Origin of the sequence: Streptomyces cinnamoneus, assembly GCF_002939475.1 — a bacterium.
Taxonomy (GTDB): Bacteria; Actinomycetota; Actinomycetes; order Streptomycetales; family Streptomycetaceae; genus Streptomyces; species Streptomyces cinnamoneus_A.
This window is the reverse complement of record NZ_PKFQ01000001.1, coordinates 6,178,746-6,205,228: the sequence shown is the minus strand read 5'-3', so window position 1 is coordinate 6,205,228 and position 26,483 is coordinate 6,178,746. Positions and strand designations below refer to the sequence as shown.

Sequence of the window (26,483 nt, the reverse complement as noted above, 5' to 3'; positions counted from 1 at the left end):
TCCGGCCCTCCCCCGCCCGGCCCCGGGTCAAGGCCGGGCGGGGGAGGCGGCGCCGTAGACGGGCCGTGGCATGCGGGTCCGCGCCAGCAACTCCCGCACCGCCTCCCCCACCTCCGACGGCGCCCACCGGTCGCCCTTGTCGGCCACCGGCCCGGGGTGCCAGCCCTCCATGACCGTGACCCGGCCGGCTTCGGCTTCGAAGACGTGCCCGGTGACCTCGGCGGAGGCCGCGGAGGCGAGCCACACCACCAGCGGTGAGACGTTGGCGGGTGCCATCGCGTCGAAGCCGTCCGCCGGCGCGGCCATCGCGGCCGCGAACGGCCCCTCGGTCATCCGGGTGCGCGCGGCCGGTGCGACGGCGTTGACCTGGACGCCGTAGCGCCCGAGTTCGGCGGCGGCGACGAGGGTGAGGGCCGCGACGCCCGCCTTGGCGGCGGCGTAGTTGGCCTGTCCCACACTGCCGAGCAGGCCGGCGCCGGAGGTGGTGTTGACGACGCGGGCGACGGGCTCGCGCCCGGCCTTCGCCTCCGCGCGCCAGTGCCCGGCCGCGTACCGCAGGGGCAGGAAGTGGCCCTTGAGGTGGACGCGCACGACCGCGTCCCACTCGTCCTCGTCGAGGTTGACCAGCATGCGGTCCCGCAGGAAGCCGGCGTTGTTGACGAGGGCGTCGAGGCGTCCGTACGCCGCCAGCGCGGTGTCGACGAGGGAGGCGGCGCCCTCGGCGGTGGCGACGTCGCCGGTGTGGGCGACGGCTTCGCCGCCCCGGGCTCGTATCTCCTCGACGACCTCGTGTGCGGGGCCCGCCGAGGCCCCCTCACCGGCCGGGGTCGTCCCGAGGTCGTTGACCACGACGCGGGCCTCCTCGGCGGCGAGCGCCAGGGCGTGCGCCCGGCCGAGACCGCGGCCGGCTCCGGTGACGACGGCGACGCGGCCCGCGCATATTCCGGTCATCTCAGCTCTCCTGGTCCAGGTCCACGGGACGGTTGGCGTCGGCGGCGTCGAGGAAGGCGGGCCGCTCCCCGCCACCGTGCACGAGCAGGCTGGCGCCGGTGATGTAGGCGGCGCGGTCGGAGGCGAGGAAGACGGCGGCCTCCCCGACCTCGTCGGGTTCGGCCAGGCGCCCGGCCGGGACGGTGCGGGCGACCGCGGCGACGCCGTCCCGGTCGCCGTAGTGGAGGTGGGCCGACTCCGTGCGCACCATGCCGAGGACGAGGGTGTTGACGCGGACGGCCGGGGCCCACTCCACCGCCATGGTGCGGGCGAGGTTCTCCAGCCCGGCCTTGGCGGCGCCGTAGGCGGCGGTGCCGGGTGAGGGACGGGTGCCGCTGACGCTGCCGATCATCACGATCGCGCCGCCGGACGGCTGGTCGCGCATGATGCGGTGGGCGGCGAGGGACGCGGTGAGCGGGGCGGTGAGGTTGAGTTCCAGGACGCGGGCGTGGCGCTCGGCGTCGGCAGCGCCCAGGGGCCGGAAGGGGGTACCGCCGGCGTTGTTGACCAGGACGTCCAGTCGCCCCTCCGTCTCCTGGAGGTGGGCGAAGAGGTCCCGTACGGCGGCCGGTTCGCGCAGGTCGACGGGGAGGTGACGAGCGGTGCGGCCGGCGGCCGTCACCGGCGCGTCGGGGGGCCGGCGGGCGCAGACGAGCACGCGGGCGCCCGCGCGCAGCATCGCCCGGGCCACTCCCGCGCCGACGCCGCGCGTGCCGCCGGTGACCAGCGCGACGCGGCCGCGCAGACAGCCCGCGGCTGGCGCCCCGGTCGCCTCCGCCGCCCTCGCGCCCGTCGCGCCCCGTGGTCCGGGAGCGCCGCTCATCTCGCACCTCCCGCGGCAGCCGGTCCGCTGCTACCGTCGAAACCTAACAAACGTTTGGTGGAAAGGTAGCCGATGAGCGTCTCCACCGCACGCCCCGAGCCGGGCATCGCCGTCCTCACCGTCGACTTCCCGCCCGTCAACGCCTTACCCGTACAAGGCTGGTTCGAGCTGGCCGGGGCCGTGCGCGCCGCCGGGAGCGACCCGGGGACGCGCTGCGTCGTCCTGACCGCCGCAGGGCGGGGCTTCAACGCGGGCGTGGACATCAAGGAGTTGCAGCGTACGCCCGGTAACGACGCCCTGATCGGCGTCAGTCACGGCTGCTTCGAGGCGTTCTCCGCCGTCTACGAGTGCGAGGTGCCGCTCGTCGCGGCCGTGCACGGCTTCTGCCTGGGCGGCGGCATCGGCCTGGTCGGCAACGCCGACGCCGTCGTCGCCTCCGACGACGCCACCTTCGGCCTGCCCGAGCTGGACCGGGGCGCGCTCGGCGCGGCGACCCACCTGGCCCGGCTGGTGCCCCAGCACCTGATGCGCACGCTCTACTACACCTCCCGCACGGTCACCGCGCGGGAGCTGCACGCTCACGGCTCGGTGTGGCGCGTCGTCCCGCGCGAGGACCTGACGGCCGCCGCCCTGGAGCTGGCGCGGGAGATCGCGGCGAAGGACGCGTCGCTGCTGCGGCTGGCCAAGGCCGCGCTCAACGGCATCGACCCCGTCGACGTGCACCGCAGCTACCGCTACGAGCAGGGCTTCACCTTCGAGGCGAGCCTCGGCGGCGCCGGCGACCGGCACCGCGACGCGTTCGTCGCGGGGCACCGGGGGAGGGAGCGGTCGTGACCGCCGACAAGACGATGACCGCCGACGAGGCCGTGGGCCGGCTCGCGGACGGCATGACCGTCGGCATCGGCGGCTGGGGGTCCCGGCGCAAGCCGATGGCCCTCGTCCGGGCCCTCCTGCGCTCCGGCCTCACCGACCTGACCGTCGTCTCCAACGGCGGCCCGGACGTGGGCCTGCTGGTGGCCGCCGGACGCGTGCGCAAGCTCGTGGCCCCCTTCGTCACCCTCGACTCGATCCCCCTCGAACCGCACTTCCGCACCGCCCGGCAGCGCGGTGAACCGGAGCTGATGGAGCTGGACGAGGCGATATTCCTGTGGGGCCTGACGGCCGCCGCGCGCCGGCTTCCGTTCCTGCCGGTACGGGCCGGCCTCGGCTCGGACGTCCTGCGGATCAACCCCTCGCTGCGCACGGTCACTTCCCCGTACCCGGACGGCGAGGAACTGCTGGCGGCGCCCGCGCTGGACCTGGACGTGGCCCTCGTCCACCTCAACCGCGCCGACGCCCACGGCAACGCCCAGTACCTGGGCCCGGACCCGTACTACGACGACCTCTTCTGCGAGGCCGCCCATGAGGCATACGTCTCCTGCGAACGGGTGGTTTCGAGCGCGGAGTTCGCAGAAGGAGGAGGGCCGCAGACGCTGCTGGTCCAGCGGCACTGCGTCACCGGTGTCATCGAGGCGCCGGGCGGTGCCCACTTCACGTCCTGCGTGCCGGACTACGAGCGGGACGAGGCGTTCCAGGCGGCGTACGCCAAGGCCGCCTCCGACCCGGTGGCCTGGCGGGAGTTCGCCGAGCGCTTCCTCTCCGGGGACGAGGACGACTACCGGGCCGCGGTCGCGGCCTGTCGCGGGGAGGGCGCGTGACCGGCGGGACGGGTGCGAGCAGGGCCGAGGTCTGCGCCGTGGCCTGCGCGGAGGTGTGGCGGGGCAGCGGGGAGATCCTGGCGAGCCCCCTCGGCGGCGCGGTGCCGGTGATCGGCGCCCGGCTGGCCAAGCTCACCTTCGCCCCGGAGCTGCTGCTGACGGACGGCGAGGCCATGCTCATGGCCGACGTGCCGGCGCTGGGCGCCCAGGCCCGGGTGGTGGAGGGCTGGCTGCCCTACCGGCGGCACCTGGAGCTGGCCACCGGCGGCAGGCGGCACGCGCTGCTGGGGGCGAGCCAGCTCGACCGGCACGGCAACCAGAACATCAGCTGCATCGGCGACTGGAAGCGGCCCGAGCGCCAGCTGATCGGCATGCGCGGCCTTCCCGTCAACACGCTCAACCACCCCGTCAGCTACTGGATCCCCCGCCACTCCCCCCGCGTCCTGGTCGAGCGGGTCGACGTGGTCTGCGGCGTGGGGCACGACCGCGCCGCGGCCGCCGGGCCGGCGGCGACGCGCTTCCACCGTCTCGTACGGGTCGTCACCGACCTCGCCGTGCTCGACTTCGAGACGCCCGACCGCACGCTGCGCGTCCGCTCGCTGCACCCCGGCGTGGCGCCCGGCGCACTGCGGGCCGCCACCGGTTTCCCGCTCGCCGTCCCGGCCGACGTGCCGCGCACGCGCGTGCCCACGCCCGCCGAACTGCGCCTGATCCGCGACGTCCTCGACCCGGACGGGTTGCGCGAGCGCGAGGTGCCGTCGTCATGAGCGCCACCGTGCCGGCCGGGCCCAAGGAGCCGCCTCCGCCCTGCCTGCCCACCGCGCTGACCCGTCTCGTCGGCGTCCGGCACCCCGTCGTCCAGGCCGGCATGGGCTGGGTGGCCGGCCCCCGCCTGGTGACCGCCGTGGCGGAGGCCGGGGGCCTGGGCGTCCTGGGCTCCGCGACCATGACGCCGCCCCAGCTGCGCGCCGCCGTCCGGGAGGTGAGGTCCCGGACCGACAGGCCCTTCGGCGTCAATCTGCGCGCGGACGCCGGTGACGCGGCCGAACGCGTGGAGATCATGGTGGCGGAGGGCGTACGGGTGGCCTCGTTCGCGCTGGCCCCCTCCCGTGCCCTGATCGCCCGGCTCAAGGACGCCGGGATCGTGGTCATCCCCTCGGTCGGGGCCCGGCGCCACGCCGAGAAGGTCGTGGCGTGGGGCGCGGACGCGGTCCTGGTGCAGGGCGGCGAGGGCGGGGGCCACACCGGCGGGGTCGCGACCACGGTGCTGCTGCCCCAGGTCGTCGACGCGGTGGGCGTCCCCGTCGTCGCGGCGGGCGGCTTCCACGACGGACGGGGCCTGGTCGCGGCCCTCGCCTACGGCGCCTGCGGCGTCGCCATGGGGACCCGCTTCCTGCTCACCGCCGACAGCACGGTGCCGGCCGCGGTGAAGGCCGCCTACCTCGCCGCGACCGTCCGGGACGTCACCGTCACCACCAAGGTCGACGGCCTGCCGCACCGCATGCTCCGCACCCCCTTCGTCGACGGCCTCGAACGCGCCGGGCGCGCCGCCACGGCCCTGCGGGCCCTGCGGCACGCCGCCGCCTTCCGTGAGCTCTCCGGCGCCGGCCGGCTCCGCCTGCTGCGCGACGGGCTGGCGCTGCGGCGCGCGCGGGACCTGACGTGGAGCCAGGTGCTGCTGGCCGCCAGCACCCCCGTGCTGCTGCGGGCCGCCATGGTGGACGGCCGCACGGACCTCGGCGTGATGGCGGCCGGACAGGTCGCCGGCGTCATCGACGACCTGCCGTCCTGTGCCGAACTGATCGAACGGATCATGGCGGAGGCACAGGCCGCTCTGCGAGGCTTGGGGCTTCACGAGGGCCTGTAGGCAGGGCCCTATGGGCACGCAGCCGGAAGGTGTCGACCATGGCCGAAGCAGCCGGGACCGCAGCCCGAACCCTGTGGCAGTTGTTCGAACCCGTGCACGCCGTCACGTACTTCGCCCCCGAGGCCCTCACCGCCTACGCCGAGGCGGGCCTGCGGGGCTGGCAACGCGGCTACTTCGCCGGGCGGGCGGCACCGCTCGGGCCCGTCGGCCCCGAGCCGGTCACCGCGGCCTTCTTCAGCTTCGCGCCCGGGACCGTGGCCCGGGCCCTGCCCGCCGTCTGGGAGATCACCCCGCCCGGACGGGCCCTGGAACTGCGCCGGTCGGGCGCGCGGGCGGCGCTGGCCCGGCTGCTGTCCGGCCGGGAGAAGGAGGCGGCCCGGGCCGGCGAACTGCTCGAACCGTACGCCCGGGGGCTCGACCACGGCGGCCGGGTGCTCGCCGCGGCGAACGCGGCGCTGGACGTCCCCGGCGACCCGCTGGACCGGCTGTGGCACGCGGCCACCGTGCTGCGCGAACACCGCGGGGACGGCCACGTGGCCGCGCTCGTGGCCGCCGGCCTGGACGGCTGCGAGGTGCTGGTCCTGCGGACGGGGATCGACATCCCGCGCTCCGAACTCCAGCCGTACCGCGGCTGGACCGACGAGGAGTGGGAGGCGGCCGCCCGGCGCCTCGGGGACCGCGGGCTGCTGGCCGCGGACGGCTCGGCGACGGAGGAGGGGCGCCGCCTGCACGCGGCGGTCGAGGAGGCGACGGACCGGGCGGCGGCGCGGCCGTGGCGGGGCGTGCCGGCGGAGGCCCTCCGTGAAGTGGCCGACGTGCTCGCGCCGCTGGCGCGGGCCTGCGCCCGCTCGCTGCGCTTCCCCAATCCGATCGGGCTGCCGGAGGCGGAGCTCACGGGGGCCGGCTGAGCCGTGGTGCGGGGGGCGGGCGGCCGGGGCGGTCACAGGCGCTCGATGACGGTCACGTTGGCCTGCCCTCCCCCTTCGCACATCGTCTGCAGGCCGTAGCGGCCGCCTCCGCGTTCCAGCTCGTGCAGCAGCGTCGTCATCAGCCGCGCCCCCGTCGCGCCCAGCGGATGCCCGAGCGCGATGGCTCCGCCGTTGACGTTGACCTTGTCCGGGTCGGCGCCCGTCTCCTCCAGCCAGGCCAGGACGACGGGGGCGAACGCCTCGTTGATCTCGACGAGGTCGATGTCGTCCATGGTGAGCCCCGTCTTCCGCAGGGCGTGGGCGGTGGCCGGGATGGGGGCCGTGAGCATGCGGACGGGGTCCTCGCCCCGGACCGACAGGTGGTGGATCCGGGCCCTCGGCGTCAGTCCGTGGTCGCGCACGGCGTTCTCGCTCGCGATGAGCAGCACGGCCGCCCCGTCGGATATCTGCGAGGAGACGGCCGCGGTCAGGCGGCCGCCGGGGACGACCGGCCGGAGGGCGGCCATGGCGGCCGCGGACGTGTCCCGGCGGGGGCCCTCGTCGGCCGTCAGGCCGCCGTACGCGACGGTCTCGCGGGCGAAGCGGCCCTCGTCGGCGGCCCGCACGGCCCGCCGGTGCGAGCCCAGCGCGAACTCCTCCATGGCCTCGCGGGAGATGCCCCACGTGTCGGCGATCAGTTCGGCGCCGTGGAACTGGTCGACGGGCCGGTCGCCGTAGCGGGCCCGCCAGCCGCGCGAACCGGCGTACGGTCCGTCGGTCAGGCCCAGGGGTTCGGCGGCGCGGCGGGCCGCGTAGGCGATGGGCACCTGCGACATGTTCTGGGTGCCGCCGGCGACGACGAGGTCCTGGGTGCCGGACAGCACGGCCTGCGCGGCGAAGTGGACGGCCTGCTGACCGGATCCGCACTGCCGGTCGACCGTCACGCCGGGCACCTCCTCGGGCAGCCCCGCGGCCAGCCAGCTGGTGCGGGCGATGTCGCCGGCCTGCGGCCCGACGGTGTCGAGGCAGCCGAGGACGACGTCGTCCACGGCCGCCGGGTCCACGCCCGTGCGCTCCATCAGCGCCGTGATGACGTGCGCCGCCAGGTCGGCGGGGTGGGCGGCGGCGAGGGCGCCGCCGCGCCGGCCGACGGGCGTGCGCACCGCTTCGACGACGTATGCCTCGGCCATGGCTCCCACTGCTCCTAGGCTCGTACGGCGATCCCGTCCAGGACCATCGACAGGTACTGCCGGGCGATCTCCTCGGGGCTGTGCGCCCCGCCCGGCCGGTACCAGGACGCCGCGACCCAGACCGTGTCCCGCACGAAGCGGTAGGCGAGCCGGACGTCGAGATCGGCGCGGAAGGCCCCTTCGGCGGCCCCGCGCTCCAGGGTGCCCAGCCACACCCTTTCGAACTTGCGCTGCGACTCGGCGAGGTAGCCGAAGCGCGGCTGGCCCACCAGGTGCCGGGACTCCCTCTGGTAGATGGCGACGGCGGCGCGGTGCCGGTCGATCTCCCGGAAGGACTCGGTGACGAGGGCCTCCAGGGTCTGCCGGGGGGCGAGCCGGGCGGCGAGCACGGCGTCGTAGCCGGCCCACAGCTCGTCGAGGAAGGTGGAGAGGATCTCGTCGAGCATCGACTCCTTGGAGTCGAAGTGGTAGTAGAGGCTGCCCGCGAGGATGCCCGCGGCGTCGGCGATGCGGCGGACGGTGGTGGCGCTGTAGCCCTGTTCGGCGAACACGTCGGCCGCGGTGGCCAGCAGTTCCCCGCGTCGTGCGGGAGCCGGCTTGCCCGTGGTGGTCTTCTTGCTGATCGGCACGGTTTCATTCTCGTCCACGTCCAGGACCGGTCACGCGCGCTGGCTGCTGACGGAGACGGTCTCGCCGGTCATGTACGAGGAGTAGTCGCTGGCGAGGAACACGATGACGTTGGCGACCTCCCAGGGCTCCGCGGCCCGTCCGAAGGCCTCCCGCTCGGCCAGTTCGGCGAGCAGCCCGGGGGTGGTGACCCTGGCCAGGTGGGGGTGCGCGGCGAGGCTGGGCGCGACCGCGTTGACCCGGACCCCGTAGGCGGCGGCCTCGACGGCGGCGCAGCGGGTGAGGGCCATGACGCCGGCCTTGGCGGCGGCGTAGTGGGCCTGGCCGCGCTGGGCCCGCCAGCCGATGACGGAGGCGTTGTTGACGACCACCCCGCCGGTGCCGTCGGCGCGCATGCGGCGCAGGGCGGCGCGGGTGCAGCGGAAGGTGCCGTTCAGGGTGGTGTCCAGGACGCGGTGCCACTGCTCGTCGGTCATGTCGGCGAGTTCGGCGGTGCCGCCGAGGCCGGCGTTGTTGACGAGGACGTCGAGGGGGCCGTGCCGGGCCCGGGCCAGGTCGAGCAGGGCGGCGACCTGGCCCTCGTCCGTCACGTCGCAGGGCGTTCCGGCGACCCGTCCGGCGCCGAACTCCCCGGCGAGCGCGGTCACGGTGGCGCGGAGCCTGCGTTCGTGGGCGTCTCCGAGGACGACGGCGGCGCCTTCCTCCAGGAAACGGCGGGCGGTCGCCCCGCCGATGCCGGTCCCGGCGGCCGCGGTGACGACGGCCGTGCGGCCGGACAGCAGGGCGTGCGGGGCGGGGCGGGGCGGCGGGCCGGAGCGGGGAGCGGTGCGGGGCGTGCGCGACTCCTCGACGCTGCTCATGGCCGTACGTTAACCTACCAAACACTTGTTAGGGAAGGATCGCCATGTCCACTGACCCTGTAGTGCGCTACGAGCGGCGCGGCCCGGTGGCGACGGTCACCATGAACCGGCCGCGGTACCGCAACGCCCAGAACCTGGACATGACGTACGCGCTGGACGGCGCCTTCTACGCGGCGTCGGACGACGACGCCGTCAAGGTGGTCGTCCTCGCCGGGGCGGGCGACCACTTCTCCGCCGGCCACGACATCGGCACCGCCGAGCGGGGCGCCGACCTGCCCCATCCTCGCCGGGCCGGCCTGTGGTGGGACCACTCCGACAAGGCGGGCGCGGAGCGGCGGTTCGCCCGCGAGTCGGAGGTCTACCTGGGCATGTGCCGGCGCTGGCGCGAGCTGCCCAAGCCGCTGATCGCGAGCGTCCAGGGGGCGTGTGTGGCGGGCGGGCTGACGCTGGCCTGGGTGTGCGACCTGATCGTGGCGAGTGAGGACGCCTTCTTCGCCGACCCCGTCGTACGGATGGGCGTGCCGGGCGTCGAGTACTTCGCCCACCCGTGGGTGATGCCGCCGCGTGTGGCCAAGGAACTGCTGTACACCGGCGACCGGATGAGCGCGCGGCGCGCGTACGAGGTGGGGATGGTCAACCGCGTGGTGCCGCGCGCGGAGCTCGCCGGACGGACGGCGGAGCTGGCCGAGCGCGTCGCCCGCATGCCCCGCATGGGTCTCGCCCTCGCCAAGCGGGCCGTCAACCAGGCGGAGGACCTCCAGGGTCTGCACGCCGGCCTCGACTCCGTCTTCGGGCTCCACCACCTGGCGCACGCGCACAACGCCGAGACCTCGCGCGACCCGCTCGGCGGCATGGACGTCCGGGCCATGAAGGACGCCTGATGGACCTGGGGTTCACGGCGGTGGAGCGGTCCCTGCGGGCCGAGGCCCGCGCCTGGCTGGCGGCGCACGTGCCGCCGGAGCCGCTCGCCTCGCTGGAGACGGAGGCGGGGTTCGCCCAGCACCGGGCCTGGGAGCGGACGCTCCACGAGGGCCGCTGGTCGGTGGTGTCCTGGCCGCGGGAGTACGGCGGCCGGGGCTGTTCGCTGCTGGAGTGGCTGGTCTTCGAGGAGGAGTACCACGCCGCCGGCGCCCCCGCCCGCGTCTCCCAGAACGGCGTCCACCTCCTCGCCCCCACCCTCTTCGCCCACGGCACCGACGAGCAGCGGGCCCGGGTGCTGCCCGCCATGGCCGGCGGCGGGACCGTCTGGGCCCAGGCGTGGTCCGAGCCGGAGGCGGGATCCGACCTCGCCTCCCTGCGGTCGGTCGCGGTGCGCACCGAGGGCGGCTGGCTGCTCTCCGGCCACAAGGCGTGGTCCTCGCGGGCGGCCTTCGCCGACCGGGCCTTCGGCCTCTTCCGCAGCCACCCGGGCGCGGACCGGCCGCACCACGGGCTGACCTACGCGATGTTCCCCCTGGACGCGGACGGCGTGACCGTACGGCCTGTCGGACGCCTGGACGGCAAGCCGGCCTTCGCCGAACTCCTGCTGGACGACGTCTTCGTGCCCGACGAGGACATCATCGGTGAGCCGGGCCGGGGCTGGCGCGTCGCGATGAGCACGGCCGGCGCCGAGCGCGGGGTGACCCTGCGCAGCCCCGGACGGTTCACGGCCGCCGCGCGGCGGCTCGTCACCCTGTGGCGGGCGGCCGGCGAACCGCTCGACGGGGCGCTGGGCGACCGGGTGGCCGACGCGGTGATCCGCGCTCGGGCCTACCAGCTCCACGGCTACGCCCAGGCGTCCCGGCCCGGGCCGGCCGACCCCGCCGGCGCGGAGTCCAGCCTCACCAAGGTGTTCTGGTCCGAGCTGGACCTGGCCCTGCACGAGACGGCCCTGGACCTGCTGGGCCCCCGCGGCGAACTCGCGGACACGGCCGGCGAGGCGCCCGCGGGCGGCGGATGGGCGGACGGCTGGACCTTCGCGCTCGCCGGTCCGGTCTACGCCGGCACGAACGAGATCCAGCGCGACGTCATCGGCGAGCGGCTCCTGGGCCTGCCGAAGGGGCGCCGTGGATGAGGCGGCGGGATCCGGGACGGCGGGGACGGGTGACGGGCGACGGCGGCAAGCACCGCGCCGGCCGCCGCGAAGGAGGCACGCGATGACCGACGGTGCCGGACGGTTCCCCGGACCGGTCACGGGGAGGCGCGGGTGAGGTTCGCCCTGGACGCCGAGCAGAGGGCCTTCGGCCGGGTGCTCGACCGGATGCTGTCCGCCGCCGGTACGCCTGCCGCGGTGCGGGCCTGGGCGCGGGGCGAGCACGGGCCGGGCCTGGCGCTGTGGGAGCGGGTCGCGGCGGCGGGGGTCTTCCAGCCGGCCGCGCCCGAGGCGTACGGCGGTGCCGGGCTCCTGCCGGTGGAGTTGTCGGTCGCCTTCGTCGAGCTGGGTCGGCACGGCGTGCCCGGGCCGCTGGTGGAGACCGTCGCGGCGCTCGTCCTCCTCGGCCGGCTGGCCGGGGCCGGCGAGGCGGCACCTGCGGAGGAGTGGGGGCCGCGCGCCTGCGCGGGGCGGGCCCGGCTGACCCTGGCGGCGGCCGGCGGGCCGTACGCGCTGGACGCGGACGTGGCGGACGCGGTGTTCGTCGTCGACGGCCCGCAGGGGGCGGCCGGCGGCGCCGGGCGGCACACGCTGCGGCTGGCCCCCGGCCACGGGCCGGTGCAGCCCTCGCTCGACCCGGCCCGGCGGCTCGCCCGCCCGCACGGCGACGGGGAGCTTCTCGCCACCGGGCCGGCCGTACGGGACGCCGCCGCGCACGCCGCCGAGTGGGCGGCCCTCGCGACGGCGGCGCAAGCGCTCGGTGTGGGCCACGCCCTGCTCGACCGGACGGTCGCGTACGCACGGCGGCGCACGCAGTTCGGCGCGGCCATCGGCTCGTTCCAGGCGGTCAAGCACCGGCTGGCGGACACGCTCGTCGACCTGGAGTTCGCCCGGCCGCTGCTTCTCGGCGCCGCCGTGGCCCTGGCCGGGGACGACCCCGGGACGTCCGCCGCCGTCGCCGCGGCCAAGGCCGCCGCCTGCGACGCGGCGTACGCGGCGGCGCGCACCGCGCTCCAGGTCCACGGGGCGATCGGCTACACGGCCGAGTACGACCTGTCCCTGTGGATCGGCAAGGCGCGGGCGCTGCGCTCGGCGTGGGGGACGCCACGGGAGTGCCGGGCGAAGGCGCTGGGCCTGTACGACGGCCTCTGACCGCCGCGCCCGGCGGAGTGCCGGCCACCGCCCGTGCACCGGGCCGCCCGGTGGGCGGGGCTACGGTGTCCGGGCAAGCGCCGGAAGGCCGTCGCGCTCTCGCACCTCAGAGACGCCCCACACCCGCTGTGACTGAGCGCCGCAGGGGGCCCGACTGGCCGACTGGCGTGCTCAGTCACAGGTGAGCGTCCCCACCGCCGGCGCGGCGCGCCCGCTCATGCGCTGTCGATACGGTCGAGCAACGCCTTGGCCTCCGCGCTGCGACGGTGATCCGGGCCGAAGGCGGCCAGGCAGGCGTCGTGGGCGTCCGCGGCCAGCGGACGGGCCTCGGTGGCACGCCCCAGGCCGAGGAGGGCGGTGGCCATGGCCACCTTGACCGCGCCGGTTTCCGAGCGGCGCTGCTCCTGGGGCAGACGGCGGCGCAGCTCGTCGGCGCGCTCCGCCTCAGCGAGAGCCTCCTCGTGGCGGCCCTGGCCGTTGAGGCTGCGGGCCAGACCGAGACGCAGGACCAGGGTGAACCGGTCCGGTTCGCGATGGGCGGCGAGTGCCTCGCACGCCAGCGCCTCTGCCTCCGAGTGGCGGCCCAGCGCGGTGAGGGCGAAGATCTGCCCGTTGCGGGCGGCCGTGGTGATGAGCGCCATCTCCGGGCCTGTGCCGCGGGCTGCGACCCGGGCGACGGCCCCGCACTCCGCCTCGCATTCGGCGTGCCGGGCGAGTGCGCTCAGCGCCTGGGCGCGGTCCGAGCGCAGTTTCAGCGTCTGCGGGTGTTCGGCGCCGAAGATCCTGCCGAAGACCGGAAGCAGGGCGTCGTATGTGGTGACGGCATCGGCGTGGCGGCCTTGAGCGCCCGCAGCGAGCGCGGCGATACCCAGTGCCAGCGGCGCGTAGGTGTCGTCGCGCGGCCGGGACCGGGCCGCAGCCACGGAGCGCGCCTCGGCCTCAGCCTCGGCATAGCGCCCCGCCTGGTACAGGGCCATGGCCTGGGCCAAAGGGGTTGTCATCGTCTGAGCGGCTTCGCCTCGGCCACGCCACCGAAAGAGTTTCATGCCCGGAGCATACGAATGCTGCACACGCCAGTTCGAAGAAGAGGCAAGGGGTGGTCTGTGGGTTCGAGCGCACGGGGCCGACTCGGACGCTCACGGGCCGAGTACAGCGCTCCGTCACACCCGCAGGCGATCGCCCTCCTCCCTCCCTCACACGCGATACACCCCGGGGGGCGCAAAAGGACCCGACGATACCCCATAGGGGTATGATTGGTCCTCCTCTCCCGAGGAGCAGCGTTGACCCCCACGACACCGAGTACCACCGGCGCGCCCCGGGCCACGGCCGAGGTCGAGCTCGCCATCGGCGGCATGACCTGCGCCTCGTGTGCCGCGCGCGTGGAGAAGAAGCTCAACTGCCTGGACGGGGTGGCGGCGGCGGTCAACTACGCCGCCGAGAAGGCCAAGGTCACCTACGGCGACGGCGTGACGGTGGCGGACCTCGTCGCGACCGTCGAGGCCACCGGTTACGCGGCCACGCCGCCGCGGGCCGGCGGGACGGCCGGCGGGGAGCGGGCCGACGAGGGCGCCACCGGGGCGGGCGACGAGCTGACGCCGCTGCGCCAGCGCCTGATCACCGCCGTCGTCGCCGCCCTGCCGCTGGCCGCCTCGGGGCTGCTCGACCCGATGATCGCCGGGGCCGCGATGGCGTTCTCCTCGGTCTTCGTCGTCGGCAACGGCCTGCGGCTGCGGAGCTTCAAGGCCGCCGGCTGACCCCCGCGCGCCGGACCACGACCCGCCGCCGGGCGCCTTCGGGCACCCGGCGGCGGGTCATGTGCGGGCGGGCGCGGGGGTGCGCGCCGGCGTGGGCAGGTGGTCGACCATGGGGACCACGTAGCTGTTCTCGCAGGTCTGCCCGGTCACCTTCCTGCCCCCGCCCACCAGGTCCACCTCGATCCGCTCGGGCGGCAGCCCGCCCGGCACCCGGTTGTGGGCGGCCGTGCAGACGAGCTGCCGGCGGGCGGTCACCGTCAGGCGGGCGACGTCGAGAGGCAGCTGGATGGTGACCCGGCCCTGCGCGGTGCCGACCTCGATGCGGCCGCCGCTCTTGGGCACCTCGGAGAACAGCCCCCGCATCCGCTCGGCCTCGTTGGGCCCGTGCAACAGCAGCAGCACCGCCTCCTCCGCGCTCACCCCCTCGCGGGCCGGGCGGGAGACCGGTTGCAGCCCGCCGGCCAGGCCGGGGAAGGCGAAGTACAGGCGTGCCTCCTTCACCGGCTCGCCGGGCCGTTTGACCCCCTGGGCGGGCCGTCCCACCTCGACGACCTCGGTCGGCTCGATGCCGCAGGCCGACAGGCCCGCCACCAGCGCCCCGCACAGGGCCAGTGCGCCGGCCGCGCGTCGTGCCCTCACCCCTCGTCACCTCCTCCTCGGCGCAGCGGGAGGTCCACGGTGAACACCGCTCCTCCCTCGGGTCCGTTGGCGGCCCGGACGGTGCCGTCGTGCAGGCGGACGTTCTCCAGCGTGATGGCGAGGCCGAGGCCGCTGCCCTCGGAGCGGACCCGGGCGGCGTCCGCCTTGAAGAACCGGTCGAAGACGTGCGGCAGCACCTCGGGGTCGATGCCCTCGCCCCGGTCGGCGATCTCGATCAGCAGCCGTTCGTCCCCGGCGTCGCCCCGGCCCGCCCGCACGGAGACGGCGACCGGCTCGCCGCCGTGCCGCAGGGCGTTGCCCACGAGGTTGGCGACCACGACGTCGACGCGGCGCGGGTCCAGCCGCGCCCGTACGCCCTCGGGCAGGCGGGCCGTCACCTTGTCCTGCCAGCCGCGGGCCTGGAGGGTCTTGCGCACCGTCTCCGCCACGTCGACCTCGTCCAGGTGGAGCGCGGCGGCACCGGCGTCGAACCGGGAGATCTCCATGAGGTCCTCGACCATGCGGGCGAGCTTGCCGGTCTCCTCGCTGATGAGCCGGACCGCGTGGGCGGTGTCGGGGTCGAGGCCGGCGGCGTCCTCGTCGAGCACGTCGACGACGGCGGTCATGGCGGCCAGCGGGGTGCGCAGCTCGTGGGAGACGTCGGCGGCGAAGCGCCGGGAGTTGGCCTCCATGCGGCGCAGCTCGGCGACGTTCTCCTCCAGGGCGGCGGCCATGTCGTTGAAGGTCCGGGACAGGTCGGCCAGCTCGTCGCCGCCGGTCACCTTGAGGCGGGTGTCCAGCTCGCCCTCGGTGATCCGCTGGGTGGCGCGGCGCAGCTCGCGCACGGGCCGCAGCACGCCGCGCGCGGCGATCAGCGCGGGCACGACGGCCAGGGCGACAGCGGGCAGGGCGCCGCTCTGCGCGGCGTCGACCAGGGCGTGGACGTTGACCTCGTCCTCGCGCAGCGGCACCTGGGCGTAGACCTCCAGGCCCGACATCTGCGAGGTGTCGCCGCTGAAGGCGACGGGCAGGCCGATGGCCAGCCAGGGGCTGCCGTCGACAGTGACGCGCTGGAAGGCGGCGATGCCGTCGCGGACCTTCTCGCGCACCCCCTCGGGGATGCGCCCGCCCGGGTTGCCCTTCTCGCCCGGGCCCCGGAAGCCGGCGGGCAGCAGCGGTCCGTCCTTGTAGCGGACGTGGGTGGTCCACTGCAGGGCCTGCCCGGCCCGGTCGAGGTCCTGGGTGAGCTTGACGAGGCTCTTGTCGTCCGGCGGGAAGCCGAGGTCGGGCACCTGGGAGTTGACCTGGGCGCGCAGGGCGGTGACGGCCGTGTCCTGGGTGCGCTTGAGGATGGCGGTGCGCGCCTCGCGGAAGGTGAGCGCCGACGTGGCGAGCGCGCTCAGCGCCGCGACGAGGAGGAACGCCACGACGAGGCGGGCGCGCAGGCCCCGCGCCAGGGTCCGCAGGTTCGGACGGCGCAGGTTCGGACGGCGCAGGGCCGGGCGTCTCACGGCGGTACGGCTCGCTTACAGGGGCCCGAAGCGGTAGCCGAAGCCACGGACGGTCTGGATGTACTTCGGGGAGCGGGTGGACTCCTCGACCTTCGTGCGCAGCCGCATGACGCAGGCGTCGACCAGCCGGGCGTCGCCGTGGTAGCTGTGCTCCCACACGTGTTCCAGGAGCTGCTGGCGGCTGAAGACGCGGCCCGGGGTGGCGGACAGGTACAGCAGCAGCTTCATCTCGGAGGGGGCCAGCGGCAGGTCCTGGCCGTTCTTGGAGACCAGCAGCCCGGCGCGGTCGATGACCAGGTCGCCGTGGGCCTCGGCGGCGGCCGGGGCCGGCTCGCAGCCGGCGCCGTCGACGGGCGCGGCGCGGCGCAGCACCGCACGGATGCGGGCTTCGAGGACCTCGCCGCGGGCGGGCTTGACGATGTAGTCGTCGGCCCCGGCCTCCAGGCCGAGCACGACGTCTATGTCGTCGCCGCGCGCGGTGAGCATGATGATCGGGATCTGCTGGGTGGCGCGGATGCGCCGGCAGACCTCGAAGCCGCTCTTGTCGGGCAGCATCAGGTCGAGCAGGACGAGGTCGGGCCGGAAGGTCTCCAGCGCGGCGAGGCCGGCTTCGCCGGTGGGCGCGGCCTCGACGTCGTGGCCGCGGCGGCGCAGGGTGAGGGTGACCCCTTCCCTGACGGCGCGGTCGTCCTCGATCAGAAGCACGCGTGACATGCGGACCAGTATCGGTCGCGCATTTGCCCGAATGCGCCCGCGGCACGTCCGCCGCCGGAATTGTCACCGACTCCTCATATTCGAAATCTGCGAAGTCCCCGGTCGGACGGGGCCCGCTAGGGGTGTCCGATGTGCCGCAGCAGCAGGGCACGGAACTCCCGGTCGAAGGCGTCGTAGCGGGAGCGCAGCCCCTCGCCCGGCCATCCCTCCGGCGTCAGCTCGGCGGGCAGCACCGGGTCGGCCAGGAGGTGTCGCAGCACCGCCGCCGACACCATGAAGCGCTCGGCGAGCCGGTCCGGGCCGCCGGGCAGGGCCGCGAGGGCCGCCTCCAGGGCGCGGGCGCGCCGCGCCCAGCCGTCGAGGTCCCACAGCGCCGCCGCCAGCGCGGCGGGCTCGCCCTCCGGGGTGCCGGTGAACACGGCGCACTGCTCGGCCACGACCTCCGGTCGCCCGTCCCGCACGAGGTTGGCGGGCCGCATCCAGCACCCCTCGCGCAGTTCGGCCATGCGCAGGTCGGTCATCGCCTGGCGCAGCGCGGCCCGGTCGGCCGCGGCGCGGCGTTCGCGGGCGACCACGGCGATCTCCCAGTCGCCCGGCCAGGGGCGGGTGCGCGGGGCCCGGCTGTCGTCCTGCCGGGCCTGGCGGGCGATCAGCCGGTCGGTGAGCCGGTACAGGCCGTCGCGCTGCTCCAGGTCGCCGGCGGCCACCATGCGGGTCAGTGCGGTGCGCACCGTCCCCTCGGCGGTCTGGAACAGCTCGCCGACGCGGACGAGCGCACGGGCCGGGAGGGCCGGCGGGTGATGGCCGAGGAGCGTGGACAGCACGATCGAGCGCGCCGTCAGCGGCCGGAGGGGAAGTGAATCGTCCATGACTGTCGAAACCCTATCCATTACAGTCTCGCATCACGCATCATGAAAACGTAATGCCGAGCCCGCCCCCCGCTGCCGCCCGGAGGTCGCCGTGAGCGCCACGCACGAAGTGTTCAACCAGGCCCCGCCCCTGACCGGCTTCTCCACCGCCGACGACCCCGCCCTCCTGGAGGCCCTGCGCCGGGACGGCGGCGGCTGGGGCGAGGCGGAGGTCCGCGCGCTGGGCGCGCGGGCGGGGTCGCCGGAGGTGCAGGAGTGGGCCCGGACGGCCGAGGCGAGTCCGCCCGTGCTGCGCACCCACGACCGCTACGGCCACCGGATCGACGAGGTGGAGTTCCACCCGTCCTGGCACCGCCTGATGGCCGCCGCCGTCGAGAGCGGCCAGCACGCCGCCCCCTGGGCCGAGGCCCGTCCCGGCGCGCACCTGGTGCGGGCGGCGAAGTTCTACGTCTGGGCACAGGCCGAGCCCGGGCACGGCTGCCCGGTGTCCATGACGTACGCCGCCGTACCGGCCCTGCGCGCCCAGCCCGGCCTGGCCGCCGCCTACGAGCCGCTGCTCGCCTCCCGGACGTACGACTACGGGCTGCGCCCGCCGCTCGGCAAGCGGGGGCTGATCGCCGGCATGTCGATGACGGAGAAGCAGGGCGGCTCGGACGTGCGGGCCAACACCACCACCGCCGTGCCGGCCGGCGACGGCTCGTACGTGGTCACCGGGCACAAGTGGTTCACGTCGGCGCCGATGAGCGACGTCTTCCTCGTCCTGGCGCAGACGGGTGAGGGGCTCACCTGCTTCCTGATGCCCCGCGTCCTGCCCGACGGCACGCGCAACGCGATGCGGTTGCAGCGGCTGAAGGACAAGCTCGGCAACCGCTCCAACGCCTCGGCGGAGATCGAGTACGAGCAGGCCGTGGCCTGGCCGGTGGGCGAACCGGGGCGCGGGGTGCGCACCATCGTCGAGATGGTCAACATGACCCGGCTCGACTGCGTCGTCGGCTCCGCGGCCGGCATGCGGGCCGGGCTGCGGCAGGCACTGCACCACGCCTCGCACCGGAGGGCGTTCGGCGCCGAGCTGATCGGCCAGCCGCTGATGCGCAACGTCCTCGCGGACCTGGCCGTGGAGTCCGAGGCCGCCACCGTGCTGGCGATGCGGCTCGCCGCGGCCCTGGACCGCTCGGAGGCGGGCGACGCGGGCGAGGGGGCCCTGCGGCGGCTGGGGCTGGCCGCCGGCAAGTACTGGGTCTGCAAGCGCGGCAGCACCCACGCCGCCGAGGCCCTGGAGTGCCTCGGCGGCAACGGCTACGTGGAGGAGTCCGGCATGCCCAGGCTCTACCGGGAGGCCCCGCTGCTGTCCATCTGGGAGGGCTCCGGCAACGTGGCCGCGCTGGACGTGCTGCGCGTCCTCGGCCGCGAACCCGACTCCCTGGAGGCCTACTTCACCGAGGTGGAGCGGGCCGCCGGAGCGGATCCGCGGCTCGACGCGGCCCTCACGCGGCTGCGCGGGCTGCTCGGTGAGCTGTCCGATCCCCACCGCGCCCAGCTGCTGGCCCGCCGGCTCGCCGAGCAGCTCACGCTCGTCCTCCAGGCGAGCCTCCTCGTCCGCCACAGCGCCCCGGCCGTCGCGGACGCGTTCTGCGCCAGCCGGCTCGGCGGCGACTGGGGGAACGCCTTCGGCACCCTTCCCGCGGGCGCGGACCTGGGGCCGGTGCTGGACCGGGTGCTCCTGAAGGACGCGCCGTGACCGTGCGCACCGAGCGCCTGGGCCCGGTGACCACCGTCGTCCTCTCCCGTCCCGAGGTGCGCAACGCCGTCGACGGGCCCACCGCGGCCGCGCTCGCGGCGGCCTTCCGGGCGTTCGAGGCGGACGGCTCGGCCCGGGTGGCGGTGCTGTGGGGCGAGGGCGGCACGTTCAGCGCGGGGGCGGACCTCAAGGCGATCGCCGCCGGGCACGGCAACCGCGTCGCGCCGGCGGGAGACGGCCCGATGGGACCCACCCGCATGCGCCTGTCGAAGCCGGTGATCGCGGCGGTGAGCGGCCACGCGGTCGCCGGCGGCCTGGAGTTGGCCCTGTGGTGCGATCTGCGGGTGGCGGAGGAGGACGCCGTCCTCGGCGTCTTCTGCCGCCGCTGGGGCGTGCCGCTGATCGACGGCGGGACCGTGCGGCTGCCCCGGCTCATCGGCACGAGCCGCGCCCTGGACCTCGTCCTGACCGGCCGTCCGTGCCGGCCCCGGAGGCGCATGCGATGGGGCTGGTCAACCGGCTGGTGCCGACGGGCCGTTCGCGCGCCGCGGCCGAGGAGCTGGCGACGGAGATCGCCCGCTTCCCCCAGGACTGCCTGCGGGGCGACCGGGCCTCGGTGCTCGACCAGGAGGGGATGCCGGAGGAGCGGGCCCTCGCGGGTGAACTCGCCTACGGCATGCGGTCGTTGGAGCAGGTGCGCGCGGGCGCGGCCCGGTTCACGGCGGGGGCCGGACGGCACGGGGACTTCACGCAGATCTGACGGCACATGCCATCGACCATGTCCTGAATTCACCCCATCGGAGGAATCCGGCCGAAGGACCGGGCGAGCCGCCGGGCGAGCCCCTCAGGATCTTCGTCGTGAGTGGATGGCGACGGCCAGGACGTGCGGGGACGGCAGGGCGCCCGGGGCTCGTGGGGCGTACGGGGGCGCTGGTCTTCGCGGCCGCCCTGGCGACGGGCGCGGCGCCCGGTGAGCAGCCCGCCGCCGGCCCGGCGCCCGCCGCGCCCGCGTCGGCCCCGGCGGAGGTCCTCCGGGCGGGCGGCGGCGCCGACACCGCCGTGCTGACCCGCAGGGGCGACACCTTCGAGGCCCGCACGCACACCACGGCGCAGCCCTGGGAGGACCTGGCGGACCGCGCCCCGGGCGACGGGCCGTCCCCGAGCACCGCGTTCCTCCACCACCGGCCCGGGTGTCTGATCGCCTCCACGCAGACCGCGCGCCTCGTGACCACGGTCAGGTTCTGCCCGCCGGCGGCCCCCGCCGCCCCGCCGCCGCCGGCCCCGCGGCCCACGCCCCCACCACCCCGGCCGGAGCCCGCGCCCGCGGCACCGCCCGCGCCCACTCCCGCTCCCCCGCCCGTACCGCGCAGCGCCCCCCAGGCGCCGCCGCCGAGCGCCCCGGCCCCGCCTCCGGCCCCCGCGCCGCCTCCCCCGCCCCGGCCGCACGCCGCTCCCGTCCGGCACGTCACGGCCCGCACGTACCACCCGAGCGTCGCGCCGCCGCCCAAGGGCGGTGCCTCCCTGGTCACCCTCACCCTCCTGCTCACCGCCCCCGCCGTGCTCGCCGCCGCGCTGCTGCGCCCGCGCTCGGGCGGTGGCGGCCGGAACCGCTGACCCCGCTTGTCGTCCTCTGGAGGTTTGCCTTGTCCGAGTGGCTGGTTCTGGCCATCGCGATGGCCGCCGCGTGCGCCGTCGTCCTGACCATCACGGTCCTCAGGGAACGCCGGCTCGGCGAGCACGACGACCCGAGCCAGACCCCCGACGTCATCGAGTACATGACGATGATGGTCGGAGTGGTTTACGCCATCGTGCTGGGACTCGCCATCGCCGGCGTCTGGGAGGGGCGCAACGCCGCGCAGGACACCGTCCGGGCGGAGGCGCAGGCCCTGCACGAGGTGTCCGAGCGGGTCCAGGTCTACGCCCCGGAGACCCGGGACCGCGTCCGGGCGGACATCGACGCCTATGTGAAGCACGTGGTCAAGAAGGAATGGCCCGTCATGCTCAAGCAGGGCGACGTCACCGACCAGGGCGCCCGGCTGCTGGACAAGGTGCGCACCGACGTGACGGCGTACGAGCCGCGCGACGACCACGAGAGCCAGTCCTACCAGCCCGTTCTGGACCAGGTCGGCGCGGCCGACACGGCACGCAACACCCGGGCGGCGAACGCGAGCGACACCATGCCGGGCGTGGTGTGGTTCGGGCTGATCGTGGGCGCGCTGGTGGCGGTCGGGCTGATCTTCACGCTCCAGATCCGCCGCTCGCCCCGCGAGCTGATGCTGGCCGGCCTCTACAGCGCGCTGATCGCCTTCCTCCTCTTCCTCATCTGGGACTTCAACTCCCCCTTCGGCCATGAGGTGGCCGACACCACGGGACCGTTCACGGCCCTGTTCACCGTCTGAAGGCCGCTCCCGGCCCGCGGCGCACGCCCCGCCCCGGGCCTCCCGTCCCACGTCACCCTCCCGGGTCTCCCCTGGCGGGCTCGCCGAGCGCTCGCCACAATGTCGGCGTGGCCAGGAGTCCGGGCCCCGGAATGACCGGATCACGGCCCCGGACCCCACCGGTCCGACTGTCGGTGGCGGTTTGGGGGTACGGAGGTACGGACGGGAGGTACCGAGCGTGACCGACTGCTTTGCTGACATGGACGGCCTCACCAGGCCGGTCGGCGAATCGGAAGCCGACGCGTACGTGCGCGGCATCTGCTTCAAGACCGGGCCGCCCCGCCTCATCGGTGCCGAGCTGGAATGGCTCGTGCACGACCTGCGGGAACCCACCCGCCCTGTCGCCCCGCACCGGCTCGCCGCCGCTGCCGAACGGGTCGGCGCCCTGCCGCTGCGTTCGGTTTTCACCGTGGAACCCGGCGGCCAGCTGGAACTCAGTTCACGACCCGCGGAATCCCTCACCGCCTGTGTGGAGGAGCTGTCCGCGGATCTCGCCCTCGCCCGCGCCGAGCTGCGCGGCCTGGGGCTCGCCCTGGAGGGGTGCGGCAAGGCGCCGTGGTACGAACCCCCTCGGGTGCAGAGCAATCCTCGGTACAACGCGATGGAGGTCTACTACGACAGCATCAACGGCGCCGGCCGCAACGTCATGTGCCGCACGGCGTCCGTGCAGGTGTGCGTGGACGCCGGCACGGAGGAGCCGGGGCCCATGGGCTACGGGCGGCGCTGGCGGATGGCGCACCTGCTGGGCGCGGTGCTGTCCGCCGCGTTCGCCAACTCGCCGCTGCTCCTCGGGCGGCCGTGCGGCTGGCGCTCCAGCCGGCAGGCCTGCTACGCGCGCATGGACCCGGGGCGCAGTCTGGCCCCGCCGGAGAGTCACGATCCCCGTGCGGCGTGGGCGGCCTACGCGCTGAACGCGAACGTGATGTTCGTACGGTCCGACGGCGAGCCGTGGGCGGTGCAGCGCGGGCTGGCCCTGCGCCAGTGGGCCCGTAGCGGCCTGCCGCGGCCGGTGACCGCGGACGACGTGGCCTATCACCTGACCACGTTGTTCCCGCCCATAAGGCCGCGCGGGCACCTGGAGCTGCGCATGATCGACGCGCAGCCCGGGGAGGACGGCTGGATCGTGCCGCTGGCCGTCACGGTGGCGCTGTTCGACGACCCCTCGGCGGCGGAGACGGCCTACCTGACGCTCAAGGGGCTGGGCGACGCCCCGGGCCCGCAGCGCCCGCCACGCAACGCGCTGTGGCGCAGGGCGGCCCGCCGCGGGCTGTCCGACCCGGAGCTGCACGCGGCGGCGGTGGTGTGCTTCGCGGCCGCCCGGGAGGCGCTGCCAAGGCTCGGGGCCTCGCCCCGGGTGACGGAGGCCGTCGACGCGTTCATCGACCGGTACGTGAACCGCGGCCGATGTCCCGCCGACGACCTGCTCGACCGCGTCGCCGGCGGCACCGGCGAGGGGGCCCGCCCATGACCGCGTCCCGGGTGGACCCCGGCACATTGCGGTCGCGTGCCGCGAGCGCACTGCTCGCGGCACGCGACCGCACCCGCGCCCTGACCGGCTGCGTCGACGACAGGGAACTGGTCGCGCAGCACTCGCCGTTGATGTCCCCCCTGGTGTGGGACCTGGCGCACATCGGCAACCAGGAAGAGCTGTGGCTGCTCCGCGCGGTGGCCGGCCAGGAGGCGCTGCTTCCCGGCATCGACTCCGTGTACGACGCCTTCGAGCACCCCCGCGCCGAGCGGCCGTCGCTGCCCCTGCTGTCCCCGGCACAGGCCCACGGCTACGTCGCGGACGTCCGCGGCCGGGTGCTGGACGTGCTCGACGCCACCCCGGTGGAGGGAGGCGGCCCGCTGGTCGAGTCCAGCTTCGCCTTCGGCATGATCGCGCAGCACGAGCAGCAGCACGACGAGACGATGCTGATCACCCACCAGCTACGGGCCGGGCCGGCGGCGCTCACCGCGCCGCAGCCTCCGCCGGCCGCCGTGGACGCGGCGCTGCTCCCGCGGGAGGTCCTCGTCGAGGGCGGCCCGTTCACGATGGGCACCTCCACCGAACCGTGGGCCCTGGACAACGAACGCCCCGCGCACCGCCGCGAGGTGGCCCCCTTCTTCATCGACACCCTGCCGGTCAGCAACGACGCCTACGCGCGGTTCATCGAGGACGGAGGCTACGACGACCCGCGCTGGTGGCACCAGGAGGGCTGGGAGCAGGTGCGCCGCCACGGCATCACCGCGCCGCTGTTCTGGCGGCGCGAGGGCGGCGGCTGGCTGCGGCGGCGGTTCGGGGTCGTCGAGGAGGTGCCGCCGGCCGAACCGGTGCTGCACGTCAGCTGGTACGAGGCCGCGGCGTACGCGGCGTGGGCGGGCCGGCGGCTGCCCACGGAGGCCGAGTGGGAGAAGGCCGCGCGCCACGACCCGGCGTCCGGGCGTTCCCGGCGCCACCCGTGGGGCGACGAGGACCCCTCGCCGGAGCACGCCAACCTCGGCCAGCGGCACCTGCGCCCGGCCCCGGTCGGCGCCTACGCCGCGGGGGCCTCGCCGCTGGGCGTCCGGCAGCTGATCGGGGACGTGTGGGAGTGGACGGCCAGCGACTTCCTGCCCTACCCGGGCTTCCGGGCCTTCCCCTACCGCGAGTACTCCGAGGTCTTCTTCGGCGACCGGTACAAGGTGCTGCGCGGCGGCTCGTTCGCGGTGGACCCGGTGGCCTGCCGGGGCACCTTCCGCAACTGGGACCTGCCGGTGCGCCGGCAGATCTTCTCCGGCTTCCGCACGGCGCGCGACGCGGAACCCGTCTGATGTGCCGCCACATCGCCGTGCTGGGCCCCAAGGCCCCGCTCGGCCGACACCTCATGGATCCTCCGTACGCGCTCGTCCGCCAGTCCTGGGCGCCGCGACGGCAGTGTCACGGCACGGTCAACGCGGACGGCTTCGGCGTCGGCTGGTACGCGCCGGGCGATCCGCTGCCCGCGCGGTACCGGCGGGCCGGCCCGGTCTGGGCGGACGAGTCGTTCGCCGACCTCTGCCGGGTGGTGCGCAGCCGGGCCCTGCTCGCGGCGGTCCGGGACGCGACCCTCGCGGGCCCCGACGCGGAGGCCGCGGCGGCTCCGTTCGCCGGGGGGCCCTGGCTCTTCAGCCACAACGGGGCGCTGCCCGGCTGGCCGGACTGCGCGGCCCCGCTGGTGTCGCTGCTGCCGCCGGTGGCGTCGCTGCGGCTGGCGGCGCGGTGCGACTCGGCGTTCGTCTGGGCGCTGGTGGAGCACCGGCTGCTGCGCGGGGAGAGACCCGGGCAGGCGCTGGCGGGGGCCGTGGCGACCCTCGCCCGGGCCGCGCCGGGCTCCCGGCTCAACCTGCTGCTCACGGACGGGGCGTCGATCGCCGCCACGACGTGGGGGGACTCCCTCTGGTACCTCGCCGGCGACGGACGCACGGTCGTCGCCTCCGAGCCGTACGACGACGACCCCCGCTGGACCGAGGTCCCCGACCGCACCCTCCTGACCGCCGACCGCACCGGCGTCACGCTCTGCCCGCTCTCCTCGCGAGTCCCGCGAGTCCCGCTCAAGGAGCCCGTTCAGTGAGCCCGTTCGTCCTGACCCGCACCCTGCCGCCCGACGCGACCGCCGCCGCACTGCGCGCCGACGTCGCCGAGGGGCTGACCCGCTCCCCCAAGGAACTCCCTCCCAAGTGGTTCTACGACGCCCGCGGCAGCGAGCTGTTCGACGAGATCACCCTGCTGCCCGAGTACTACCCGACCCGTTCCGAGCGGGAGATCCTGCTCGCCCGGGCCGGGGCCATCGCCGGGGCGACCGGTGCCCGTACGCTCGTCGAGCTGGGCTCGGGCTCCTCGGACAAGACCCGGCACCTGATCCGGGCCCTGGAGGCGCTGGAGTTCTACGTCCCGGTGGACGTGAGCGAGAGCGCCCTGGCGGGCGCCGCCGAGACGCTGCTGGCCGAGCACCCGGCGCTGACGGTCCACGCGCTGGTCGCCGACTTCCAGTACGGCCTCGCCCTGCCGGAGGGCCTGCCGGGTCCCCGGCTGATCGCCTTCCTCGGCGGCACGATCGGCAATCTGCTGCCGCCGGAGCGGGCGACCTTCCTGGCCGGCATCCGGGCCGGCCTCGCGCCCGGGGACGCGCTGTTGCTCGGCACCGACCTGGTGAAGGACCAGAGCGTGCTCCTCCCGGCCTACGACGACGCCCAGGGGGTGACGGCCGCGTTCAACAAGAACGTCCTCACCGTCATCAACCGGGAACTGGGTGCCGACTTCGAGCCCGACGGCTTCGACCACGTGGCCCTGTGGGACGCCCGCCGCGAGTGGATCGAGATGCGGCTGCGGGCCCGTGCGCCCGCCGTGGTGAAGATCCCCACGCTGGACCTGGCGGTCCACTTCGAGGCCGGCGAGGAGCTGCGCACCGAGGTGTCCGCGAAGTTCCGGCAGGAGGGCGTGCGACGGGAACTGGCCGAGGCCGGGCTGGAGCTGACCCACTGGTGGACGGACGAGGCAGGCCGCTTCGCCTTGTCCCTGTCCGTCCCGGTTAGCCTCCCGGTGTGAACGAGGACAGCGCGCACGACGCGCACCAGGGGAAACGGGACGACGGCCACAGCCTCCCGGCCGGCTTCGAACGCGGCACGGACGGCCCC

General features: G+C 75.4%; 25 protein-coding genes and 2 pseudogenes. 17 read left to right on the top strand and 10 right to left on the bottom strand.

What is annotated here, in order from left to right; translation table 11 throughout:
* Positions 1-27 precede the first annotated feature (27 nt).
* Both CYQ11_RS27250 and CYQ11_RS27245 read right to left on the bottom strand, forming a co-directional pair.
* The gene (locus tag CYQ11_RS27250) at positions 28-951 is read right to left on the bottom strand and encodes an SDR family oxidoreductase (protein WP_099198307.1); all 924 of its coding nucleotides are present in this window, start codon (positions 949-951) and stop codon (positions 28-30) included.
* A gap of 1 nt (position 952) precedes the next feature.
* A complete protein-coding gene (locus CYQ11_RS27245; protein WP_099198306.1) occupies positions 953-1,813 on the bottom strand; it encodes an SDR family oxidoreductase in 861 nt (286 codons plus the stop codon).
* A 72-nt stretch (positions 1,814-1,885) separates the two neighbouring features.
* Between CYQ11_RS27245 and CYQ11_RS27240 the strand changes: the two genes are divergently transcribed.
* The 5 genes from CYQ11_RS27240 to CYQ11_RS27220 are packed head-to-tail and all read left to right on the top strand — an operon-like array spanning position 1,886 to position 6,285.
* On the top strand, positions 1,886-2,647 hold the full coding sequence (locus CYQ11_RS27240; RefSeq protein ID WP_099198305.1) for an enoyl-CoA hydratase family protein: 762 nt from the start codon (positions 1,886-1,888) through the stop codon (positions 2,645-2,647).
* A gap of 14 nt (positions 2,648-2,661) precedes the next feature.
* On the top strand, positions 2,662-3,510 hold the full coding sequence (locus tag CYQ11_RS27235) for a CoA transferase subunit A (RefSeq protein WP_099198399.1): 849 nt from the start codon (positions 2,662-2,664) through the stop codon (positions 3,508-3,510).
* The gene (locus tag CYQ11_RS27230; RefSeq protein WP_104651106.1) at positions 3,507-4,277 is read left to right on the top strand and encodes a CoA-transferase subunit beta; all 771 of its coding nucleotides are present in this window, start codon (positions 3,507-3,509) and stop codon (positions 4,275-4,277) included. Before CYQ11_RS27235 ends, CYQ11_RS27230 begins: the two co-directional genes overlap by 4 nt.
* 44 nt (positions 4,278-4,321) lie before the next feature.
* The gene (locus tag CYQ11_RS27225) at positions 4,322-5,377 is read left to right on the top strand and encodes an NAD(P)H-dependent flavin oxidoreductase (protein WP_099198398.1); all 1,056 of its coding nucleotides are present in this window, start codon (positions 4,322-4,324) and stop codon (positions 5,375-5,377) included.
* Between the two features lie 38 nt (positions 5,378-5,415).
* A complete protein-coding gene (locus tag CYQ11_RS27220) occupies positions 5,416-6,285 on the top strand; it encodes an SCO6745 family protein (RefSeq protein ID WP_099198304.1) in 870 nt (289 codons plus the stop codon).
* 32 nt (positions 6,286-6,317) lie between these two features.
* Here the strand turns inward: CYQ11_RS27220 and CYQ11_RS27215 are convergent, their stop codons facing one another.
* The 3 genes from CYQ11_RS27215 to CYQ11_RS27205 are packed head-to-tail and all read right to left on the bottom strand — an operon-like array spanning position 6,318 to position 8,962.
* Positions 6,318-7,475 carry an acetyl-CoA C-acetyltransferase gene (locus CYQ11_RS27215; protein WP_099198303.1) on the bottom strand — a complete coding sequence of 386 codons (1,158 nt, stop codon included), beginning with the start codon at positions 7,473-7,475 and terminating at the stop codon, positions 6,318-6,320.
* Positions 7,476-7,489: 14 nt separating this feature from the next.
* Positions 7,490-8,104, bottom strand: a complete 615-nt coding sequence (locus CYQ11_RS27210) for a TetR/AcrR family transcriptional regulator (protein WP_099198302.1) — start codon at positions 8,102-8,104, stop codon at positions 7,490-7,492.
* 30 nt (positions 8,105-8,134) lie between these two features.
* Positions 8,135-8,962 carry an SDR family oxidoreductase gene (locus CYQ11_RS27205; protein ID WP_099198301.1) on the bottom strand — a complete coding sequence of 276 codons (828 nt, stop codon included), beginning with the start codon at positions 8,960-8,962 and terminating at the stop codon, positions 8,135-8,137.
* Positions 8,963-9,006: 44 nt separating this feature from the next.
* On the opposite strand from CYQ11_RS27205, the gene CYQ11_RS27200 reads away from it, so the two are divergent.
* From CYQ11_RS27200 to CYQ11_RS27190, 3 genes are all read left to right on the top strand, one after another.
* Positions 9,007-9,843: an enoyl-CoA hydratase gene (locus tag CYQ11_RS27200; protein WP_099198300.1), complete on the top strand. Its 837-nt coding sequence runs from the start codon at positions 9,007-9,009 to the stop codon at positions 9,841-9,843.
* Entirely contained in the window at positions 9,843-11,015 is a 1,173-nt protein-coding gene (locus tag CYQ11_RS27195) for an acyl-CoA dehydrogenase family protein (protein WP_099198299.1), read from the top strand. The genes CYQ11_RS27200 and CYQ11_RS27195 overlap by 1 nt, the downstream gene beginning before the upstream one ends.
* A gap of 132 nt (positions 11,016-11,147) precedes the next feature.
* Positions 11,148-12,185, top strand: coding sequence for an acyl-CoA dehydrogenase family protein (locus CYQ11_RS27190; RefSeq protein ID WP_099198298.1), 1,038 nt, complete (start codon positions 11,148-11,150; stop codon positions 12,183-12,185).
* Positions 12,186-12,400: 215 nt separating this feature from the next.
* On the opposite strand, the gene CYQ11_RS27185 is transcribed toward CYQ11_RS27190, so the two are convergent.
* Positions 12,401-13,186, bottom strand: coding sequence for a tetratricopeptide repeat protein (locus CYQ11_RS27185; protein WP_240003245.1), 786 nt, complete (start codon positions 13,184-13,186; stop codon positions 12,401-12,403).
* Positions 13,187-13,465: 279 nt separating this feature from the next.
* Between CYQ11_RS27185 and CYQ11_RS27180 the strand changes: the two are divergent.
* Positions 13,466-13,846 (top strand): annotated as a pseudogene (locus CYQ11_RS27180) (cation transporter); the annotation flags it as partial.
* A gap of 150 nt (positions 13,847-13,996) precedes the next feature.
* Here CYQ11_RS27180 and CYQ11_RS27175 read toward each other — a convergent pair.
* The 4 genes from CYQ11_RS27175 to CYQ11_RS27160 all read right to left on the bottom strand — a co-directional run bounded on the left by CYQ11_RS27175 (position 13,997) and on the right by CYQ11_RS27160 (position 17,672).
* Complete coding sequence (locus CYQ11_RS27175) at positions 13,997-14,578, bottom strand: hypothetical protein (RefSeq protein WP_099198296.1); 582 nt, start codon at positions 14,576-14,578, stop codon at positions 13,997-13,999.
* Positions 14,575-16,089, bottom strand: a complete 1,515-nt coding sequence (locus tag CYQ11_RS27170; protein ID WP_099198295.1) for an ATP-binding protein — start codon at positions 16,087-16,089, stop codon at positions 14,575-14,577. Before CYQ11_RS27170 ends, CYQ11_RS27175 begins: the two co-directional genes overlap by 4 nt.
* A gap of 15 nt (positions 16,090-16,104) precedes the next feature.
* Complete coding sequence (locus CYQ11_RS27165; RefSeq protein ID WP_099198294.1) at positions 16,105-16,803, bottom strand: response regulator; 699 nt, start codon at positions 16,801-16,803, stop codon at positions 16,105-16,107.
* A 116-nt stretch (positions 16,804-16,919) separates the two neighbouring features.
* Complete coding sequence (locus CYQ11_RS27160; RefSeq protein ID WP_099198293.1) at positions 16,920-17,672, bottom strand: PaaX family transcriptional regulator C-terminal domain-containing protein; 753 nt, start codon at positions 17,670-17,672, stop codon at positions 16,920-16,922.
* Positions 17,673-17,763: 91 nt separating this feature from the next.
* On the opposite strand from CYQ11_RS27160, the gene CYQ11_RS27155 reads away from it, so the two are divergent.
* The 8 genes and pseudogenes from CYQ11_RS27155 to egtD all read left to right on the top strand — a co-directional run bounded on the left by CYQ11_RS27155 (position 17,764) and on the right by egtD (position 26,394).
* Positions 17,764-19,410, top strand: coding sequence for an acyl-CoA dehydrogenase family protein (locus CYQ11_RS27155; RefSeq protein WP_099198292.1), 1,647 nt, complete (start codon positions 17,764-17,766; stop codon positions 19,408-19,410).
* Positions 19,407-20,170 (top strand): annotated as a pseudogene (locus CYQ11_RS27150) (crotonase/enoyl-CoA hydratase family protein). Before CYQ11_RS27155 ends, CYQ11_RS27150 begins: the two are co-directional and overlap by 4 nt.
* 152 nt (positions 20,171-20,322) lie before the next feature.
* Positions 20,323-21,024 (top strand): hypothetical protein, encoded by a 702-nt coding sequence (locus CYQ11_RS27140; protein WP_181143806.1) that lies wholly within the window; start codon positions 20,323-20,325, stop codon positions 21,022-21,024.
* Between the two features lie 29 nt (positions 21,025-21,053).
* Entirely contained in the window at positions 21,054-21,809 is a 756-nt protein-coding gene (locus CYQ11_RS27135) for a bestrophin-like domain (protein ID WP_099198289.1), read from the top strand.
* A 238-nt stretch (positions 21,810-22,047) separates the two neighbouring features.
* The gene (gene egtA, locus CYQ11_RS27130) at positions 22,048-23,316 is read left to right on the top strand and encodes an ergothioneine biosynthesis glutamate--cysteine ligase EgtA (RefSeq protein WP_099198288.1); all 1,269 of its coding nucleotides are present in this window, start codon (positions 22,048-22,050) and stop codon (positions 23,314-23,316) included.
* Positions 23,313-24,641 (top strand): ergothioneine biosynthesis protein EgtB, encoded by a 1,329-nt coding sequence (gene egtB / locus CYQ11_RS27125; protein WP_099198287.1) that lies wholly within the window; start codon positions 23,313-23,315, stop codon positions 24,639-24,641. The genes egtA and egtB overlap by 4 nt, the downstream gene beginning before the upstream one ends.
* Positions 24,641-25,420, top strand: a complete 780-nt coding sequence (gene egtC, locus CYQ11_RS27120; protein ID WP_099198286.1) for an ergothioneine biosynthesis protein EgtC — start codon at positions 24,641-24,643, stop codon at positions 25,418-25,420. The genes egtB and egtC overlap by 1 nt, the downstream gene beginning before the upstream one ends.
* Positions 25,417-26,394, top strand: a complete 978-nt coding sequence (gene egtD / locus CYQ11_RS27115; RefSeq protein ID WP_099198285.1) for an L-histidine N(alpha)-methyltransferase — start codon at positions 25,417-25,419, stop codon at positions 26,392-26,394. The genes egtC and egtD overlap by 4 nt, the downstream gene beginning before the upstream one ends.
* Positions 26,395-26,483 lie beyond the last annotated feature (89 nt).

Excerpts from the sequence above, each read along its gene's own strand:
- CYQ11_RS27250 (WP_099198307.1), bottom strand. The coding sequence starts at position 951 with ATGACCGGAATATGCGCGGGCCGCGTCGCCGTCGTCACCGGAGCCGGC.
- CYQ11_RS27245 (WP_099198306.1), bottom strand. The coding sequence starts at position 1,813 with ATGAGCGGCGCTCCCGGACCACGGGGCGCGACGGGCGCGAGGGCGGCG.
- CYQ11_RS27240 (WP_099198305.1), top strand. The coding sequence starts at position 1,886 with ATGAGCGTCTCCACCGCACGCCCCGAGCCGGGCATCGCCGTCCTCACC.
- CYQ11_RS27235 (WP_099198399.1), top strand. The coding sequence starts at position 2,662 with ATGACCGCCGACGAGGCCGTGGGCCGGCTCGCGGACGGCATGACCGTC.
- CYQ11_RS27220 (WP_099198304.1), top strand. The coding sequence starts at position 5,416 with ATGGCCGAAGCAGCCGGGACCGCAGCCCGAACCCTGTGGCAGTTGTTC.
- CYQ11_RS27215 (WP_099198303.1), bottom strand. The coding sequence starts at position 7,475 with ATGGCCGAGGCATACGTCGTCGAAGCGGTGCGCACGCCCGTCGGCCGG.
- CYQ11_RS27205 (WP_099198301.1), bottom strand. The coding sequence starts at position 8,962 with ATGAGCAGCGTCGAGGAGTCGCGCACGCCCCGCACCGCTCCCCGCTCC.
- CYQ11_RS27200 (WP_099198300.1), top strand. The coding sequence starts at position 9,007 with ATGTCCACTGACCCTGTAGTGCGCTACGAGCGGCGCGGCCCGGTGGCG.
- CYQ11_RS27195 (WP_099198299.1), top strand. The coding sequence starts at position 9,843 with ATGGACCTGGGGTTCACGGCGGTGGAGCGGTCCCTGCGGGCCGAGGCC.
- CYQ11_RS27185 (WP_240003245.1), bottom strand. The coding sequence starts at position 13,186 with ATGACAACCCCTTTGGCCCAGGCCATGGCCCTGTACCAGGCGGGGCGC.
- CYQ11_RS27165 (WP_099198294.1), bottom strand. The coding sequence starts at position 16,803 with ATGTCACGCGTGCTTCTGATCGAGGACGACCGCGCCGTCAGGGAAGGG.
- CYQ11_RS27160 (WP_099198293.1), bottom strand. The coding sequence starts at position 17,672 with ATGGACGATTCACTTCCCCTCCGGCCGCTGACGGCGCGCTCGATCGTG.
- egtA (WP_099198288.1), top strand. The coding sequence starts at position 22,048 with ATGGACGGCCTCACCAGGCCGGTCGGCGAATCGGAAGCCGACGCGTAC.
- egtB (WP_099198287.1), top strand. The coding sequence starts at position 23,313 with ATGACCGCGTCCCGGGTGGACCCCGGCACATTGCGGTCGCGTGCCGCG.
- egtC (WP_099198286.1), top strand. The coding sequence starts at position 24,641 with ATGTGCCGCCACATCGCCGTGCTGGGCCCCAAGGCCCCGCTCGGCCGA.